At 64.3% G+C, this 17,621-nt stretch carries 10 protein-coding genes; 7 read left to right on the top strand and 3 right to left on the bottom strand.

The features are described 5' to 3' along the window. The first annotated feature begins 5 nt into the window (after positions 1-5). The 7 genes from VG99_RS14000 to fabI all read left to right on the top strand — a co-directional run bounded on the left by VG99_RS14000 (position 6) and on the right by fabI (position 9,679). The gene (locus VG99_RS14000; protein WP_052508815.1) at positions 6-1,358 is read left to right on the top strand and encodes a LysM peptidoglycan-binding domain-containing protein; all 1,353 of its coding nucleotides are present in this window, start codon (positions 6-8) and stop codon (positions 1,356-1,358) included. Positions 1,359-1,433: 75 nt separating this feature from the next. Continuing rightward, on the top strand, positions 1,434-3,269 hold the full coding sequence (locus tag VG99_RS13995; RefSeq protein WP_044500953.1) for an extracellular solute-binding protein: 1,836 nt from the start codon (positions 1,434-1,436) through the stop codon (positions 3,267-3,269). Between the two features lie 17 nt (positions 3,270-3,286). Next, positions 3,287-5,116 (top strand): extracellular solute-binding protein, encoded by a 1,830-nt coding sequence (locus tag VG99_RS13990; protein WP_044500951.1) that lies wholly within the window; start codon positions 3,287-3,289, stop codon positions 5,114-5,116. Between the two features lie 3 nt (positions 5,117-5,119). Then, positions 5,120-6,193 carry a microcin C ABC transporter permease YejB gene (locus VG99_RS13985; RefSeq protein WP_044500949.1) on the top strand — a complete coding sequence of 358 codons (1,074 nt, stop codon included), beginning with the start codon at positions 5,120-5,122 and terminating at the stop codon, positions 6,191-6,193. Positions 6,194-6,196: 3 nt separating this feature from the next. Further along, positions 6,197-7,225, top strand: coding sequence for an ABC transporter permease (locus VG99_RS13980; RefSeq protein ID WP_044500947.1), 1,029 nt, complete (start codon positions 6,197-6,199; stop codon positions 7,223-7,225). Between the two features lies 1 nt (position 7,226). Next, positions 7,227-8,852 carry an ABC transporter ATP-binding protein gene (locus tag VG99_RS13975; RefSeq protein ID WP_044500945.1) on the top strand — a complete coding sequence of 542 codons (1,626 nt, stop codon included), beginning with the start codon at positions 7,227-7,229 and terminating at the stop codon, positions 8,850-8,852. A gap of 26 nt (positions 8,853-8,878) precedes the next feature. Further along, complete coding sequence (gene fabI / locus VG99_RS13970) at positions 8,879-9,679, top strand: enoyl-ACP reductase FabI (RefSeq protein WP_044500943.1); 801 nt, start codon at positions 8,879-8,881, stop codon at positions 9,677-9,679. Positions 9,680-9,954: 275 nt separating this feature from the next. Here fabI and VG99_RS13965 read toward each other — a convergent pair whose 3' ends face one another. The 3 genes from VG99_RS13965 to VG99_RS13955 are packed head-to-tail and all read right to left on the bottom strand — an operon-like array spanning position 9,955 to position 17,560. Then, positions 9,955-11,379 carry an efflux transporter outer membrane subunit gene (locus VG99_RS13965; protein ID WP_044500941.1) on the bottom strand — a complete coding sequence of 475 codons (1,425 nt, stop codon included), beginning with the start codon at positions 11,377-11,379 and terminating at the stop codon, positions 9,955-9,957. Continuing rightward, the gene (locus VG99_RS13960) at positions 11,376-14,474 is read right to left on the bottom strand and encodes an efflux RND transporter permease subunit (RefSeq protein WP_044500939.1); all 3,099 of its coding nucleotides are present in this window, start codon (positions 14,472-14,474) and stop codon (positions 11,376-11,378) included. The genes VG99_RS13965 and VG99_RS13960 overlap by 4 nt, the downstream gene beginning before the upstream one ends. Continuing rightward, a complete protein-coding gene (locus VG99_RS13955; protein ID WP_044500938.1) occupies positions 14,474-17,560 on the bottom strand; it encodes a multidrug efflux RND transporter permease subunit in 3,087 nt (1,028 codons plus the stop codon). The genes VG99_RS13960 and VG99_RS13955 overlap by 1 nt, the downstream gene beginning before the upstream one ends. Positions 17,561-17,621: the final 61 nt, after the last annotated feature.

The following is a 17,621-nucleotide window of genomic DNA, read 5'->3' as shown; positions in this document are numbered from 1 at the left end:
CGCCCATGTTCATGTCGCCCAACGCTCTCAGAAACGGATTCCTGACGCTGTGGCTAGTCGTACTTGTCGGCTGTCAGACCACCACCGGCCCAGCCGGTCATTCCACCGTCACCAAATCGCCCCCAGCCCCTGCGGCGCAGACCTCGGCGGACGCCCGCTCCAACGCCAATTCACGCTGGCGCATACCCCAGCGGATCGACGAGCCACGCACGCTATGGACTCGTATCCGCGACGGCTTCCTGCTCGAGCCCGCCGTGGAGACCAACCCCCGGGTTGACCAGCAGCGGCTGTATTTCGCCTCCCAGCCCCGCTATTTCGAGATCACCTCCCGGCGCGCCCAGCGTTACCTGCATTATGTAGTTGAGGAGCTGGACAAGCGCGGCATGCCGCTCGAGCTGGCGTTGCTGCCCTTCGTGGAAAGTGGCTACAACCCCATGGCCTATTCCAAGTCGCATGCCGCCGGTATCTGGCAGTTCATCCCCTCCACCGGCCGGGTATTCGCCCTGCGCCAGGACGACTGGTATGACGGCCGCCGGGATATCACCGCCTCGACCGCCGCCGCTCTGGATTACCTGACCAAGCTCAACAACATGTTCGATGGCGACTGGCTGCTGGCCGTCGCCGCCTACAACTGTGGTGAAGGTTGCGTGGGGCGCGCCGTCAAGCGTAACCGCGAGCTGGGCCTGCCGGCCGACTACTGGAACCTGCAGCTGCCCAACGAAACCATGAACTACGTGCCCAAGCTGCTGGCCCTGGCGCAGATCATCAACAGCCCCGAGGAATACGGCACCGTGTTGCCGGTGTTGAATGACGAGCCCTACTTCGCCCAGATCACCATCAAGCGCCCGCTCGACCTGATCAAGGCTGCCGAGCTGGCCAGCATTTCCAGCGACGAGATGAAGTACCTGAACCCGGCCTTCAAGCACCGGGTAGCCTCGCCGGGCGGCCCGTATCAGTTGTTGATCCCCGTTGAACAGGCCGAACAGTTCAGCTCGGCACTGGCCAAGCTGCCGGATAACGAGCGGGTATCCTTCACCCGCTACACCGTACGCCGGGGCGACACCCTGACCCAGATTGCCCAGCGGCATAACCTGAGCGTGAACATGCTGCGCCAGGCCAATGAGATGCAGGGCAGCCTGATCAACGTCGGCCAGACCCTGATCGTACCCCATGGCCCCGCCACGCAGATGGCCCGCACGCCCAGCGCCCCGGCAAAGCGGACCTACACCGTGCAGTCCGGTGACTCGTTGTACAGCATCGCCCGCCGCTTCAATGTGGAGATCAAGCAGCTGCGCGCCTGGAACGGGGTCGACAGCAACCTGCGGCCGGGGCAGCAGCTGACCCTGCATGTGAAGTAACGCAGCAGGGCCTGCGCTTTCGCTTGGCGCCGGGGAATGTTAGCTTAGGGCCTTCCCCGGGTTGCGCGATAGTCCATGATCTTACCGCTGAAACTGTTCCATGCCCTGCTGTTGATCGCCCTGCTCTGCCCCGCAGCCAGTGCCGCCGTCGTCAAGCAACACGGCTACGCAGTGTTCGGCCAGCCCAAGTACAGCAAGGACTTCACCCATCTCGATTACGTGAACCCGGACGCCCCCAAGGGCGGCACCCTGCGGATCATGGGCAGCGGGACCTTCGACACCCTCAACCCTTATACACTCAAGGGCACCAGCCCGATCAGCACGGGTAATTTCTATCAGTACGGCATCAGCGAGTTGAACGAGCCGTTGATGGTGGGCAGTGGCCTGTATGACCCCTCGGGGGACGAACCCTACTCCGCCTACGGCCTGATTGCCGAGACCCTGGAGTTTTCCGACGACCGCAGCTGGGTGGTATTCAACCTGCGCCCCGAAGCCCGCTTCCATGATGGCCGGCCGATCACTGCCCACGACGTTGCCTTCAGTTACCGATTACTCAGCGAACAGGGCCATCCCAATTACCGGGCGATGCTCGGGGAGGTCGAACGTATCGACCTGCTTGGCACCCATCGCATCCGCTTTATCTTCAAGAGCAGCAACAACCCGCTGTTGATCCTGCGCCTGGGCGAGTTGCCGGTGCTGCCCGAGCATTACTGGCGCAACCGCAATTTTGCCGAGACGACTTTCGAGCCGGCCCTGAACAGCGGCCCCTACCGCATTACCCAGGTGGTGCCGGGGCGCCGGCTGGTCTTCGAGCGGGTCCGTGATTACTGGGGGCAGGACCTGCCGATCAACCGCGGCAAGTACAACGCCGATCGCATGGAAGTCGAGTTCTACCGCGACAACAACGTCGCCTTCGAGGCGTTCAAGGCCGGGGAGTTCGACATCTATCTGGAGCACAAGGCGAGCAACTGGGCCAACGCCTATGACTTCCCCGCGGTCCACAGCGGGGCCGTGGTCAAGCGCGCTATCGAGCACGAGATCCCGGCGTCCACTCAGGCGCTGTTCTTCAATACCCGGCGCAGCCCCTTCGACCAGCGTCTGGTGCGCAAGGCGCTGGGCATGCTGTTCGATTTCGAATGGACCAACCGGGTACTCTTCTACGACGCCTACCAACGCTCGCTCAGCTACTACCCCAACAGCCCCTTCAGCGCGACGGACCTGCCCGCGGGCCAGGAATTCCTCTACCTGGAGCAATACCGGGACCAACTGCCGCCGGAGCTGTTCCTCGAGCCTTTCAGCCTGCCGACCACCGATGGCCGAGGCATTCCCCGGGATACGCTGCGCCGCGCAGTCGAGCTGTTTGCCGAAGCCGGCTGGACCCTGCGCAACGGGCAACTGCAGAACGCCCAGGGTCGACGGCTCACCTTCGAGGTGTTGCTGGTCAACCCCAGCCTGGAGCGCATTCTGCTGCCCTGGAGTACCAACCTTGCCCGCCTGGGCATCGACCTGCGCATCCGTACGGTGGATCGCGCCCAGTACAAGGCCCGGCTCGATCAGTTCGATTACGACATGATCCTCACCACCCTGCCCCAGAGCCTGTCCCCCGGCCAGGAGCAGGCGATCTACTTCCACTCGGCCCAGCGCGACATCAAGGGCAGCCGCAACTACGCCGGGATCGCCCATCCGGTAGTGGATGCACTGCTGGACACGCTGCAGCGGGCGGACACCCGCACCAAGCAGATCGCCGCCGCCAAGGCGATCGATCGGGTGTTATTGTGGGAGCACTATACAATTCCAAACTGGTATATAAACTACCATCGCATTGCCCATCGCAATACGCTGCGGTCACTCACGACGCCGCCTTATTCATTGTCCATCCGCAGTTGGTGGATAGATAACAAGACCGACTGAACAGGAAGGCCACCGCGATGTTCGATACCGTCAAGACCTGTCTCGGATGCCTGCTGCTGGCAGCCTCGGCGTTTGCCGCCGCTGCGCCGGGCAGCCATGCGTTGACCCTCTACGGCGAGCCGCCGAAATACGCGCAAGACTTTGCCCATTTCGACTACGTCAATCCCACGGCACCCAAGGGCGGCACGCTGCGCCTGTCCGGGTTCGGCAGCTTCGACTCCTTCAACGGTTTCATCAGCCGGGGTACCGCAGCGGATGAGCTGGGGCTGATCTATGACACCCTCACCGTGCAGTCACTGGACGAGCCCTTTTCCGAGTACGGGCTGCTGGCCGAGCGCATCGAGCGCCCGGAGGACAACACCTGGGTGCGCTTTCACCTGCGCCCCGAGGCACGCTTTCATGATGGCGAACCGGTTACCGCCGCCGATGTGGTCTTCACCTTCAACATCCTGGTGGATCAGGGCGCGCCTTTCTACAAGGCCTATTACGCCGACGTGAAGGAAGTGGTGGCCGACAGTGAGCGCAGCGTGACCTTCCACTTCCACCATGGGCGCAACCGCGAACTGCCGCTGGTGCTGGGCCAGCTGCCGGTATTGCCCGAGCATTACTGGGCGGAGCGGGACTTCACCCGCAACGGTCTGGAGCCGCCGCTGGGCAGCGGCCCCTACCGCATCGGTCAGGTGCGGCCGGGGCGCTCGGTGGCCTTTGATCGCGTCAGCGATTACTGGGCGGCCGATCTGCCGGTACGCCGTGGCTTCTACAATTTCGACCGGGTGGTGGTGGATTACTACCGCGATACCGGGGTGGCACTGGAAGCCTTCAAGGCCGGACAGCTGGACTTCAACCTGGAGGTCAGTGCGAAGAACTGGGCCACGGGCTATGACAGCCCGGCCCTGAACGAAGGCCGCATCATCAAGGAAGAGATCGCCAACCATAATACCCAGGGTATGCAGGGCTTCATCTTCAATCTGCGCAAGCCCTACTTCCAGGACATCCGCGTGCGCCAGGCGATTGCCCTGCTGTTCGATTTCGAATGGGCCAACCAGCGCCTGTTCCACGGTGCCTACACCCGCAGCGTCAGTTACTTCGGCAACTCGGAACTGGCTGCCGAAGGCCTGCCCGGGGACGCCGAACTGGCGCTGCTGGAACCATTGCGCGAACAACTGTCCAAGTCCGTGTTCGACAGCGCCTACATTCCGCCCCAGAGCGACGGCAGCGGCAATATCCGCGAGCTGCGGCGCCAGGCCTATGAACTGTTGCAGGCGGCCGGCTGGCGGATCGAGAACGACCAGTTGATCAATGCCGAAGGCGTACCGCTGAGCTTCGAGTTCCTGCTGATCCAGGCGGATTTCGAGCGGGTACTGTTGCCCTTCAAGCGCAACCTGGCATCCCTGGGCATCGACATGCAGCTGCGCCGTATCGACGTTTCCCAGTACATCAACCGGCTGCGCTCGCGGGATTTCGACATGGTAGTAACCAGCTTTCCCCAGTCCAACTCACCCGGTAACGAGCAGCGTGAATATTGGCATTCCTCCAGCGCCGACAACCCCGGCAGCCGCAACCTGATCGGCCTGCGGGACCCGGCCATCGACCACCTGGTGGAGGGCCTGATCGTGGCTGACTCCCGGGCGGAGTTGATCACCCATACCCGCGCCCTGGACCGGGTGCTGCGCGCCGGCCACTTCATGGTGCCCAACTACCATACTCCGGTCTACCGGGTGGCCTACTGGGACAAGTTCGCCCATCCGGCGCAGCCGCCCAAGTACGATGTCGGCCTGTATACCTGGTGGGTCAAGCCCAATGCGCCGGACCCGCTCACCGTGCTGCCCACCGGGCAGGAGCCCTGATCCATGCTCGCTTACATCATTCGGCGCCTGCTGCTGATCATCCCTACCCTGTTCGGCATTCTGCTGATCAACTTCCTGATCATCCAGGCCGCGCCGGGCGGCCCGGTAGAGCAGATGATCGCCAACCTGGAAGGCTTTGAAGGGGCCACCAGCCGCATCGGCGGCAGTGTCCAGGGGGAAGTTTCCAGCGGCGGAAACTACCGCGGCGCCCAGGGCCTGGATCCGGAAATCATCGCCGAGATCGAGCGCATGTACGGCTTCGACAAGCCGGCCCATGAGCGTTTCTGGCTGATGATCAAGGGCTACATGACCTTCGACTTCGGCGACAGCTTCTTCCGTGATGCCAGCGTCATCGACCTGATCATCGAGAAGATGCCGGTGTCCATTTCCCTGGGGCTGTGGACCACCCTGCTGACCTACCTGATCTCGATCCCGCTGGGGATTCGCAAGGCCATCCGCCACGGCTCGGCCTTCGATGTCTGGACCAGTTCGCTGATCATTGTCGGCTACGCCATCCCCGGCTTCCTGCTGGCGATCCTGCTGATCGTGCTGTTCGCCGGTGGCAGCTATTTCGACTGGTTCCCCCTGCGCGGGCTGACCTCCAACAACTGGGAGGAACTGGATACCTGGGGCAAGATCACCGACTACCTCTGGCATCTGGTGCTGCCGATCTCCGCCATGGTGGTGGGCAGCTTCGCGACCCTGACCATGCTGACCAAGAACTGCTTCCTGGACGAGATCGGCAAGCAGTACGTGACCACCGCCCGGGCCAAGGGCCTGTCGGAGAACCGGGTGCTGTACGGCCACGTATTCCGTAACGCCATGCTGCTGATCATCGCCGGCTTCCCCTCGGCGCTGATCAGCGTGTTCTTTACCGGCGCCCTGCTGATCGAGGTGATCTTCTCCCTCGACGGCCTTGGCCTGCTGGGCTTCGAGGCGGCCATCAACCGGGACTACCCCCTGATGTTCGGGACCTTGTACATCTTTACCCTGCTCGGTCTGGTGGTAAAACTGATCGGCGATATCGCCTACACCCTGGTCGATCCGCGCATCGACTTCGAAAGCCGGGAGGGTTGAGCGATGCCGCGTTTTCAGTTGTCGCCCCTCAACCGCCGCCGCTTCGCCCGCTTCCGGGCCAACCGCCGGGGCTGGTGGTCGCTGTATATCTTCCTGGTGCTGTTCGTGCTCAGCCTGGGCGCCGAGTTCCTGGCCAATGACAAGCCGCTGCTGCTGAGCTACCAGGACGAGCTGTATGCTCCGGTGTTCAAGCGCTACGCGGAAACCGAGTTCGGCGGCGAGTTTCCCATCGAGGCCGACTACCGTAGCCCCTACGTACGCGAGCTGATCGAGGACGCCGGCGGCTGGATGCTGTGGCCGCCGATCCCCTACTACTACGACACCATCAACTATGACCTGCAGGTGCCGGCGCCGGCGCCGCCCTCGGCGGATAACTGGCTGGGTACCGATGACCAGGCGCGGGATGTCATGTCGCGGGTTATCTACGGCTTTCGCATCTCGGTGCTGTTCGCCCTGACGCTGACCATTCTCAGCTCGATCATCGGTGTCGTGGCCGGGGCCATCCAGGGGTTCTATGGTGGCCGGATCGACCTTTTCGGCCAGCGCTTCATTGAGGTCTGGTCGGGACTGCCGGTGCTCTACCTGCTGATCATCCTGGCCAGTTTCGTGCAGCCGAACTTCTGGTGGTTGCTGGGAATCATGCTGCTGTTTTCCTGGATGGCGCTGGTGGATGTCGTGCGCGCCGAGTTCCTGCGCGGGCGTAACCTGGAATACGTGCGGGCCGCGCGCGCCCTGGGCGCGGGTAACGGCACCATTATGTTCCGCCATATCCTGCCCAACGCCATGGTCGCCACCCTGACCTTCTTCCCCTTTATCCTCACCGGCGGGGTCATTACCCTGACGTCGCTGGACTTTCTCGGCTTCGGCCTGCCACCCGGCTCACCTTCGCTGGGCGAGCTGATTGCCCAGGGCAAGGCCAACCTGCAGGCGCCCTGGCTGGGGCTTACTGCCTTCGTGGTGTTGTCGGTGATGCTGTCGCTGCTGGTATTTATCGGCGAAGCCCTGCGCGATGCCTTCGACCCGAGGAAATGACATGACCGACCAGCCATTGATACGGATCGACAATCTCAGCGTGGCCTTTGCCAGCGAGCACCAGGAAATCCAGGCCGTGCGCGGCGTGAGCTTTGATATCCGCCCCGGCGAAACCCTGGCCCTGGTCGGGGAAAGCGGCTCGGGCAAGTCGGTAACGGCCCATTCGATCCTGCGCCTGCTGCCCTACCCCCAGGCCCGGCATCCCAGCGGCCGCATTCTCTACCAGGGCCAGGACCTGCTCAACGCACCGGAAAAACAGCTACGCAAGGTCCGCGGCAACCGTATCTCGATGATCTTCCAGGAGCCGATGAGCTCACTGAATCCGCTGCATACGGTGGAGCGGCAGATCAACGAGGTGCTATTCCTGCACAAGGGGCTCGACAAGAAAGCTGCCCGCGCGCGCACCCTGGAGTTGCTGGAGCTGGTCGGCATCCCCGATCCGGCCAGCCGCCTGAAGGCCTATCCCCATGAGTTGTCCGGCGGGCAACGCCAGCGGGTGATGATTGCCATGGCGCTGGCCAACGAGCCGGAGCTGCTGATCGCCGATGAGCCCACCACGGCGCTGGATGTGACGGTTCAGCTGAAGATCCTCGAACTGCTCAAGTCCCTGCAGCGCAAATTGGGCATGGCCCTGCTGCTGATCAGCCACGATCTGAACCTGGTGCGCAAAATAGCCCACCGGGTATGTGTCATGTACCAGGGTCAGGTCGTCGAAGAGAACGATTGTGCAGAACTCTTTGCCCGCCCCCAGCATGAATATACCCGCCAGTTGCTGGCGGCGGACCCGTCGGGGGAGCCGGTGCCGGCCGATCCGGCGGCGCCGGTGGTGATGCGCGCCGAGCAGTTGCGGGTGTGGTTTCCGATCCGCCAGGGCGTTTTCAAGCGTACCGTGGATCATGTAAAGGCGGTCACGGACGCCAGTTTCAGCCTGCAACGGGGGCAGACGCTGGGGATCGTCGGTGAAAGCGGCTCGGGCAAGACGACCCTCGGTATGGCCCTGCTACGCCTCACGGACAGCCAGGGCCTGATAGAATGCAACGGTCAGCGGCTGGATGGCCTCGACCAGCGGGCGGTTCGTCCGGTCCGACGACAGTTCCAGGTGGTGTTCCAGGACCCCTTCGGCAGCCTGAGTCCGCGCATGTCGATTGCGCAGATCATCAGCGAAGGCCTGGAGATCCACCAGATCGGTACGGTGGCGGAGCGCGAGCAGATGGTGATCCAGGCGATGCAGGAAGTAGGCCTGGATCCGGATGCGCGGCATCGCTATCCGCATGAGTTTTCCGGCGGCCAGCGCCAGCGCATCGCCATTGCCCGGGCGCTGGTACTGAAGCCGTCGCTGATTCTGCTGGACGAGCCGACCTCGGCGCTGGACCGGACGGTGCAGAGCCAGGTGGTCGAGTTGTTGCGCGAACTGCAGCGCAAGCACAATCTGAGTTATCTGTTTATCAGCCACGACCTGGCGGTGGTCAGGGCCCTCAGTCACCAACTGATGGTCATACGCCGGGGTGAAATCGTAGAACAGGGACCGGCCGAGCAGATTTTCGCCTCACCGCAGCATGACTATACCCGTCAGCTGCTCGAGGCGGCCTTCGCTCACCCGGTATCCGTTAAGTCGGCCTCGGTGTGAGGCCCTTTGCAAAACAGGAAATGAACATGGGATTTCTAAGCGGAAAACGCGTACTCATCGTTGGCGTCGCCAGCAAACTGTCCATCGCTTCGGGCATTGCCGCAGCGATGCACCGTGAGGGCGCTGAACTGGCCTTCACCTACCAGAACGACAAGCTCAAGGGCCGCGTTGAAGGTTTCGCCAGCGATTGGGGCTCCAGTGCCGATATGTGTTTCCCCTGTGATGTCGCCGATGATGCGCAGATCGAGCAGGTGTTCGCCGAGCTGAGCAAGAAGTGGCCCGACGGTATCGATTGCATCGTTCACTCGGTGGGCTTTGCACCGGGCGACCAGTTGGATGGCGACTTCACCGAGGTGACCACCCGCGACGGCTTCAAGATTGCCCACGATATCAGCGCCTACAGCTTCATCGCCCTGGCCAAGGCCGGCCGCGAGATGCTCAAGCAGCGCAACGGTAACCTGCTGACCCTGACCTATCTAGGCGCGGTGCGCACCATGCCCAACTACAACGTCATGGGCATGGCCAAGGCCAGCCTGGAAGCCGGTGTGCGCTACCTGGCCAACAGCCTGGGCGAAGACGGCATCCGTGTGAATGCCATTTCCGCCGGTCCGATCCGTACCCTGGCGGCCTCGGGCATCAAGAGCTTCCGCAAGATGCTGGCCTACAATGAGGCCCGCACCCCGCTGCGCCGCAACGTGACCATCGAGGAAGTCGGTAACGCCGGCGCGTTCCTCTCCTCCGACCTGGCTTCGGGCATTTCCGGTGAGATTCTCTACGTGGACGGTGGTTTCAACATCACGGCCATGGGTAGCATCGATCAGGAATAACCTGTAGCAGTCGCCCTGTCGGATGCTTCTGGCGGGGCGGACCTGACGGCTGGGAGGCGCGACCTTCCTGCGAGGAACAGGTTGATCATCAGGGCCGTGCCGACACGCCGTGAACCCGTCCCTGGGGGCTCGCGGCTGCCATCCCTGGCAACCGACGGTCGGCACAACCCTGATGACCAACCTGTCCTGCTCCTCCTATGCCGCTGAGGGTTTAGAACCCCTTAACAACTGTCTTCCCTGCCCCATCTGCGATTGTTGTAGTCAGCAAACATCCTTCATTGTTCGCCCGTCACCGACTGGATGACCGGGTCCTCCAGATCCCACCCGCCGCCGATGATTGCGGCCAACTGCACGGTAGCCGCCAAGCGCTCGGCCTGAAGATCCACCGCCACCCGCCGGGTGCTCAAGGTAATGTCCTGCGCTGTCGCCACTTCCAGGAAGGATACCTGTCCGGCCCGGTAGCGATTGGTGATAACCCGCTCGTTCTCCAGCGCCAGTTCCAGCAGCGCTTCCTGCTGCTGGGTCTTCTCGGCAAGAATCTGCAGGGTCGCCAGGGCGTCTTCCAGCTCCTGCAGGCTGTCGAGTACCGTCTGGCGATAGAAGGCCGCCTGCTCATCGTATTGGGCCACCGCCAGATCCCGGGTCGCCGCCCGCTGGCCGCCATCGAACAGCGTCAGGGCCAGGCTCGGGCCCAGTGACCAGACCCGGGCCGGGGCGTCGAACAGACCACTGAAACTGTCGCTCTGCACGCCGCCCCAGAGGTCCAGCGTCAGGTCCGGCAGCCAGGCGGTCTGGGCGACGCCGATCCGTGCGTTGGCGGCGGCGACCTGTCGCTCGGCCACCACCACATCGGGCCGGCGGGCGATCAGCACGGCTGGCAGGCTTTGTGGCAGCACCGGCACCGCTGGTAGCTGTCCGCTTTGCGCCTCCAGCACGAGCTCGGCAGGTGCCACTCCGAGGAGCGCAGCGAGGGCATTCTGCTCCCGCGCGCGGGCGGCCTCAAGGTCGTACATCTCGGTTCGAAGCGACTGGCGCTGGGTCTCGGCTTGGATGACATCGGAGCGGGACACGATCCCGGCTTCATACTGGTTGCGGGTTAGGCTCGTGGAGCGATCGAAGGTGGCCATGGTCTCGTTGAGAATCTCCTGTTGCCGATCCAGCGCACGGAGATTGATATAGGCGTTGGCCACCGCTACCTGCACCGCTAGCCGGGCGGCAGCCAGATCCGCGGCGCTGGCCTGCAGCCCGGCGCGGTCGGCCTCGATCTCCCGGCGCACTCGGCCCCAGAGATCGGGCGCCCAGCCGATCTGCAGGCGGGCGTCGTACTGTTCGGCGGCGTTGCGGCCGGTATCGCCACTGCCGCCGCTGCGGCTGCCGCCGACACTGGCACCCACCTGGGGGCTCAGCCCGCCGCGGGTGAGACGCCACTGGGCTTCGGCGGCGCGATAGCGGGCCTCGGCCTGGGCCAGGGTCTGGTTCGCCTGGATGCTCTGCTCCACCAGGGCGGTCAGGCGGTCATCTGCGAAGGCCAGCCACCAGGCGCCGCTGGCTGCCCAGCTCTGTGCCGGTACCGGTCGCCAACCGTCCTGGTGCCGGACGGTGCTGGTATTCACCGCGTCGGGCTGGACATAGTCCGGCCCTAGGGTGCAGGCGGAAAGGAGGACGGCAAGCAGCGGAATGGACAGGGAAGATATTTTCATGGCGATGGGTTCACTGATTCGACCGGTTGCTCCGGTTTACGCAGCACCCGCTGACGCAGGCGCTCCAGGTAAAGATAGATGACGGGGGTGGTATACAGGGTCAGCAGCTGGCTGACTGCCAGCCCACCGATGATGGTGATGCCCAGCGGCCTGCGCATTTCGGCGCCCTCGCCGAAGCCCAGCACCAGCGGCACTGCACCCAGCAGGCCGGCCAGGTTGGTCATCAGGATCGGTCGCAGGCGCAGCAGCGCCGCCCGGCGAATCGCTGCCGCCGGCAGCAGGCCGCCCCGCCGCTGCGCATCCAGGGCGAAGTCGATCATCATGATGGCGTTCTTCATTACCACGCCGATCAGCAGAAACAGCCCCAGCAGCGCGATCAGGCTGAAATTGGTGTTGCTCAGATTCAACGCCAGCAGCGCGCCGACGCCCGCCGATGGCAGGGTCGAGAGAATGGTCAGCGGGTGCAGGGTGCTTTCATAGAGCACGCCCAGCACCAGGTACACCGCCAATACTACCCACAGCAGTAGCCATGGCTGGCTGAGGTTGACGCTGAAGTCCGGGTTGCTGGATGAGGCCGGCACCGTATGGACGCTGGTGGGCAGCATGATCTCCGCGAGCATGCGCTCGATCGCCTGCTCCGCCTCCAGGGCGGTTACACCCGGTGCCAGTGCGTAGCCGACCCCGACCGAAGCAAACTGGCCGTCATGGCGCACCCGGTCGCTGGCCATGCCGTAGTCCCAGCTGGCAAAGGCCGACAGCGGCACGCGCGTCCCCGTGTCGGTGATCATCTCGATCTGCCCCAGCACCGCCGGATCCGCGGTGAACCGAGGATCGAGTTCCATGACCACCCGATACTGGTTCAACTCGTCGTAGAGGGTGGCGACCTGGCGCTGGGAAAAGGAGTTGTTGAGCACCGAGGCGATGGTGGCCATATCCACGCCCAGGCGGCGGGCCGCCTCGCGGTCGATATCGAGCATCACCTGGCGCGTCTCCTCACCCCCGGCGGCATCCACATCCACCAGCTCGGGCAGCTGCTGCATGGCCTCGGATACCCGCCGCGACCAGAGCTTCAATGCCTCCAGCGAATCGGAGCGCAACACCACTTCATGCTCGCTGCGGCGGAACGGTGAACCGAGGTAGATATCCTGGTCGACCATGAGGAACATGATCGCGCCGGGGATCTGCGGGGCGTTTTCTCTGAGCCGCTCGATCACCTGTTGCGCCGATACGCCCCGCTCTTCCAGCGGCTTGAGGTTGATCGACAGCTGGGCGTTGGTGGTGCCACCGGCACCCCCGCTGGTGCCGGTCAGGTCCTGCACCGCCGGGTCGGTGAGGATGTACTGCCGGTAGGCTTCGATCTTCGGCTGCATGACCTGGAAGGAGAAGCCATCATCCCCGCGGACAAAGCCCCGGATCTGGCCAGTGTCCTGTTGCGGCAGGGTTTCCTTGGTGATGCTGACGTACAGCCAGACGTTGCAGGCGATGACCGCTGTCAGCGCCAACAGCACCAGCACGCCATGGCGCAGCGCCCAGTCCAGGCTGTCCCGGTAGCCGTCACGCAGGGAGCCGAACAGGCTGTCGCTGTACCGGGCCAGTGCAGTAGGGGCCTTCTGCGCCCGTCCCTTGAGACACAGGGCACACAGGCTCGGCGTCAGGGTCAGAGACACCAGCAGGGAGATCAGCATGGCCGCCGCCAGGGTAATGGAGAACTCGCGGAACAGCCGCTCGACCACCCCGCCCATGAACAGGATCGAGACGAACACCACCACCAGCGCCACGTTCATCGCCAGCAGCGTGAAGCCCACCTCCCGGGTGCCTTGCAGGGCCGCCTGGAAGGGCGTCAGCCCGTCCTCGATATGCCGCTCGACGTTCTCCAGCACCACGATGGCGTCATCCACCACCAGGCCGGCGGCGACGATCAGCGCCATCAGCGACAGGTTGTTCAGGGAAAAACCGTAGAAATACATCACCACGAAGCTGCCCACCAGCGATACCGGCAGCGCCACCGAGGGGATCAGCGCGGTGCGGGCACTGCCGAGAAACAGCCAGACCACCAGTACCACCAGCAGCGACGCCAGGACCAGGGTGAACTGGGCTTCGTTGAGGGTCGCGCGGATCACCGGTGAGCGGTCCATCACCACGACCAGTTCGCTGTCGGTCGGCATCAGTGCCTGCAGTTGCGGTAACTGTTCGTGGATGGCATCGATGGTGCGTACTATGTTGGCGCCGCTCTGACGGCTGACCATCAGGATCACCGCCGGCCGGTCGTTGTGAAAACCGCTGGTGTAGCGGTTCTCCACCGAGTCGCTGACCTTGGCCAGGTCACCGAGTCTGACTACCGCGCCATTGTCATGGCGGATCACCAGTTGGCGGTACTGCTCCGCGGTGCGCAGGGAATCGCTGATGCCCACCCGCCAGCGGTGCCGGTCCTCCTCGACAAAGCCCAGGGGATACAGCGCGGTGCTCTGGGTAATGGCGTTGCGTACCTCATCCAGGGCGATGCCGTTGTGCAGTAGGGCGCCGGGGTCCAGCTGCACGCGCACGGCGGGCAACGAGGCACCGGTGACCGTGACCTCGCCCACCCCGGTGATCTGCGCCAGTTTCTGCGCCAGGATGGTCGAGGCCGCGTCGTAGAGCGCGCTGGAGTCCAGGTTGGCGGAGCTGAGGGCCAGGGCCATGATAGGTGCCTGGGACGGGTTGACCTTGCGGTACTCGGGGTTGCCGGGCATGCCGGCGGGCAATTCGCCGCGCACCGTATTGATCGCCGCCTGCACTTCCCGGGCCGCCTCGTCGATATTTCGGTCCAGCTCGAACTGCAGCATGATCTGGGTCGAGCCCTGGTTGCTGCTGGAGGTGATGGCGACCACGCCGGAAATACTGCCCAGGGCGCGCTCCAACGGGGTGGCGACGGTCGTCGCCATGCTTTCCGGGCTGGCGCCGGGCAGGTTGGCGGTGACGGTGATTACCGGGAAATCCACCTCCGGCAGCGGCGCCACCGGCAGCAGCCGCCAGGTCAGCAAACCGCACGCCAACAACGCCAGGGCCAGCAGGCAACTGGCGATGGGGCGACTGACGAACAGCTGCGCGGGATTCATCAACCCTGACTCGCCAGGTCCGTATCCGCTGCCCGGCGCCGGCTCAGTCGGTCAAAGAACAGATAGACCACCGGCGTGGTGAACAGCGTCAGCACCTGGCTGACCAGCAGCCCGCCCACCATGACCAGCCCCAGGGGCTGGCGCAGCTCGGCGCCCGAGCCGCTGGCGAGCATCAACGGCACCGCCCCGAACAGCGCCGCCAGCGTGGTCATCAGGATCGGCCGGAAACGCAGCATGGCCGCGCGGTGGATCGCCTGCCGCGGCGCCATGCCCTGGTGGCGCTGGGCCTCGAGGGCAAAGTCCACCATCATGATGCCGTTCTTCTTCACCAGGCCAATGAGCAGCACCACCCCGACCACGGCGATCATGTCCAGCGACCGGCCAGTGACCAGCAGGGCCAGCAGCGCACCGACCGTGGCCGAGGGCAGTGTGGAGAGAATGGTGACCGGGTGGATGGTGCTCTCGTAGAGCACCCCCAGTACGATGTACATGGTCAGGATCGCCGCGAGTATCAGCCACAGGCTATTGGCCAGCGAGGCCTGGAAGGCTTCGGCCGCCCCCTGAAAGCGGGTCTCGATCTCGGCCGGCATGGCCAGCTCCTGTTGCACTTGCTCGATCGCTGCCACCGCCTGGCCGAGGGAGGCGTCCCGCCCCAGGTTGAAGGACACCGTCGCCATCGGGAACTGGCCCTGATGATTGATCATCAAGGGCGTGGCGCGCTGGTGCAGCCGCGCCACGGTCGCCAGTGGCGCTTGACCGCCCGCCGCGGTGGGCACATAGAGGCTGCGCAACGCGTCCGGCCCCTGGGCCAGCGCCGGATCCATCTCCAGCACCACCCGATACTGGTTGGCCTGGGTAAACAGGGTGGAAATCTGCCGCTGGCCGAAGGCGTTCTGCAATACCTCGGCAATGGTCGATACGCTTACCCCGAGCCGGGCCGCGGCGTCACGATCGATCTCCAGATACAGCTCCTGGCCCCGCTGTTGCAGGTCCGATGCCACATCGGACAATTCCGGCCGCTGGCTCAGGGCGTCCACCAGGCGCGGCGCCCATTCGCCCAGGGTCTCGCTGTCGAGGCTGGTCAGGGTGAACTGGTACTGGGTGCGGGCCACCCGGTCCTCGATGCTCAGCTCCTGCACCGGCTGGAACCAGGCCTGGATGCCATCCACCTCGCCCGCCCGCTCCCGGAGCCGCTCGATGACGGCGAAAACCGTTTCGCTGCGCTCGCTGTGCGGCGGCAGGTTGATGAACATGCGGCCGTTGTTGAGGCTGGTGTTGGTGCCGTCCACTCCGATGAAGGAGGACAGGCTGACCACCCCGGCATCCTCCAGCAGCGCGGCGGCCAATGCCTGCTGCCGCTCACCCATGGCGCCAAAGGAGATATCCTGGGGCGCCTCGGTGACCACCTGGATCACGCCACTGTCCTGCACCGGGAAAAAGCCCTTGGGCACGGCAAGATACAGCAGTGCGGTCAGCGCGATGGTCGCCAGCATCACCAACAGCATCAACGGTTGACGGTCCAGTACCCAGTCGAGCAGCTCGCCATAGCGGCGGATGGTCCGGCTCATCAGGCTGCGGCCTTCGGCCTCCTCGTCGTGAACCAGCGGCTCGCGCAGCATGCGCGCGCACATCATCGGCGTCAGGGTCAGCGACACCACCAGGGAGATGGCGATGGCCACCGCCAGGGTCACGGCAAACTCGTGGAACAGGCGGCCGACCAGGTCCCCCATGAACAGCAGCGGGATCAGTACCGCGATCAGCGACAGAGTCAGTGAAATCAGGGTAAAACCGATCTGCGCTGCGCCCTTGAGTGCCGCCTCCAGCGGCGAAGCCCCCTGCTCCCGGTGCCTGGCGATGTTTTCCAGCATGACGATGGCATCATCGACCACAAAGCCGGTGGCGATGGTCAACGCCATCAGGGTCAGGTTGTTGATGGAGAAATCCATCACGTACATGAAGCCGAAAGTGCCCACCAGTGAAAGCGGCACGGCGATACTGGGGATGATGGTCGCCGGAATACTGCGCAGGAAGGCAAAGGTCACCAGCACCACCAGCAAGATGGCGAACAGCAGTTCATGCTGCACATCCCGGACCGAGGCGCGGATACTCTGGGTGCGGTCGGTGAGCACCATCACATCCACCGCTGCCGGCAGCGTCGCGGTCAGCTGCGGCAGCAGGGCCTGGACCCGGTCCGCCACCTCGATGACATTGGCGCCCGGCTGGCGCTGCACATTGAGCAGCACCGCCGGCTGGGTATCGGCCCAGGCTGCGAGGAAGCGGTCCTCCGCCCCATCGACGATGCTCGCCACATCACCGAGGCGCAGCGCTGCGCCATCCTGCCAGGTGAGTATGAGCTGACGGTAATCCTCGACCGAGCGGATCTGATCGTTGGCGTCGAGCATGGTGGTGCGGTGCGGGCCGTCGAAACTGCCCTTGGGCTGGTTGACGTTGGTCGCGGCAATGGCCGCGCGCACATCATCGAGACTCAAGCCATGGGACGCCAGCGCCGCCGGGTTGGCCTGCACCCGCAGCGCTGGGCGTTGGCCACCGGCCAGGCTCACCATGCCGACGCCGGACAGTTGGGCCAGCTTCTGCGCCATGCGCGTGTCCACCAGATCGTGGATCTGCGGTAGCGGCATGGCATCCGAGGTGATCGCCAGGGTGAGAATCGGCGCATCGGCCGGGTTGACCTTGCGATAGATCGGCGGTGCCGGCAGCTCATTGGGCAGCAGGCTGTCGGCAGTATTGATGGCCGCCTGCACCTCCTGCTCCGCCACCCCCAGGTCCACCTCCAGGCCAAACTGCAGGGTGATCACCGAGGCGCCGGCGGAACTGGTGGAGGACATCTGCTTGAGTCCGGGAATCTGCCCGAGATGCCGTTCCAGCGGCGCGGTAATGGTGCGGGCGGTGACCTTGGGCCCGGCGCCGGGCTGGAAGGTGAACACCTGGATGATCGGATAGTCGACCTGGGGCAGCGCTGCCACCGGCAGCAATCGCCAGGCAATGACCCCAGTAATCAGGAAGGCCAGCATCAGCAGCGAGGTGGCTACCGGCCGCAGGATAAAGGGACGTGACAGGCTGTTCATGCGTGCCGCGCCTCAGCCGCTTGCCCGTTGCGCAGCAGCACGGCCCGCCGGGTCCGGACCA

Origin of the sequence: Pseudomonas saudimassiliensis, assembly GCF_000939975.1 — a bacterium.
Taxonomy (GTDB): Bacteria; Pseudomonadota; Gammaproteobacteria; order Pseudomonadales; family Pseudomonadaceae; genus Halopseudomonas; species Halopseudomonas saudimassiliensis.
Note: the sequence above shows the minus strand (reverse complement) of the source record. Positions and strands in the feature narration are given on the sequence as shown.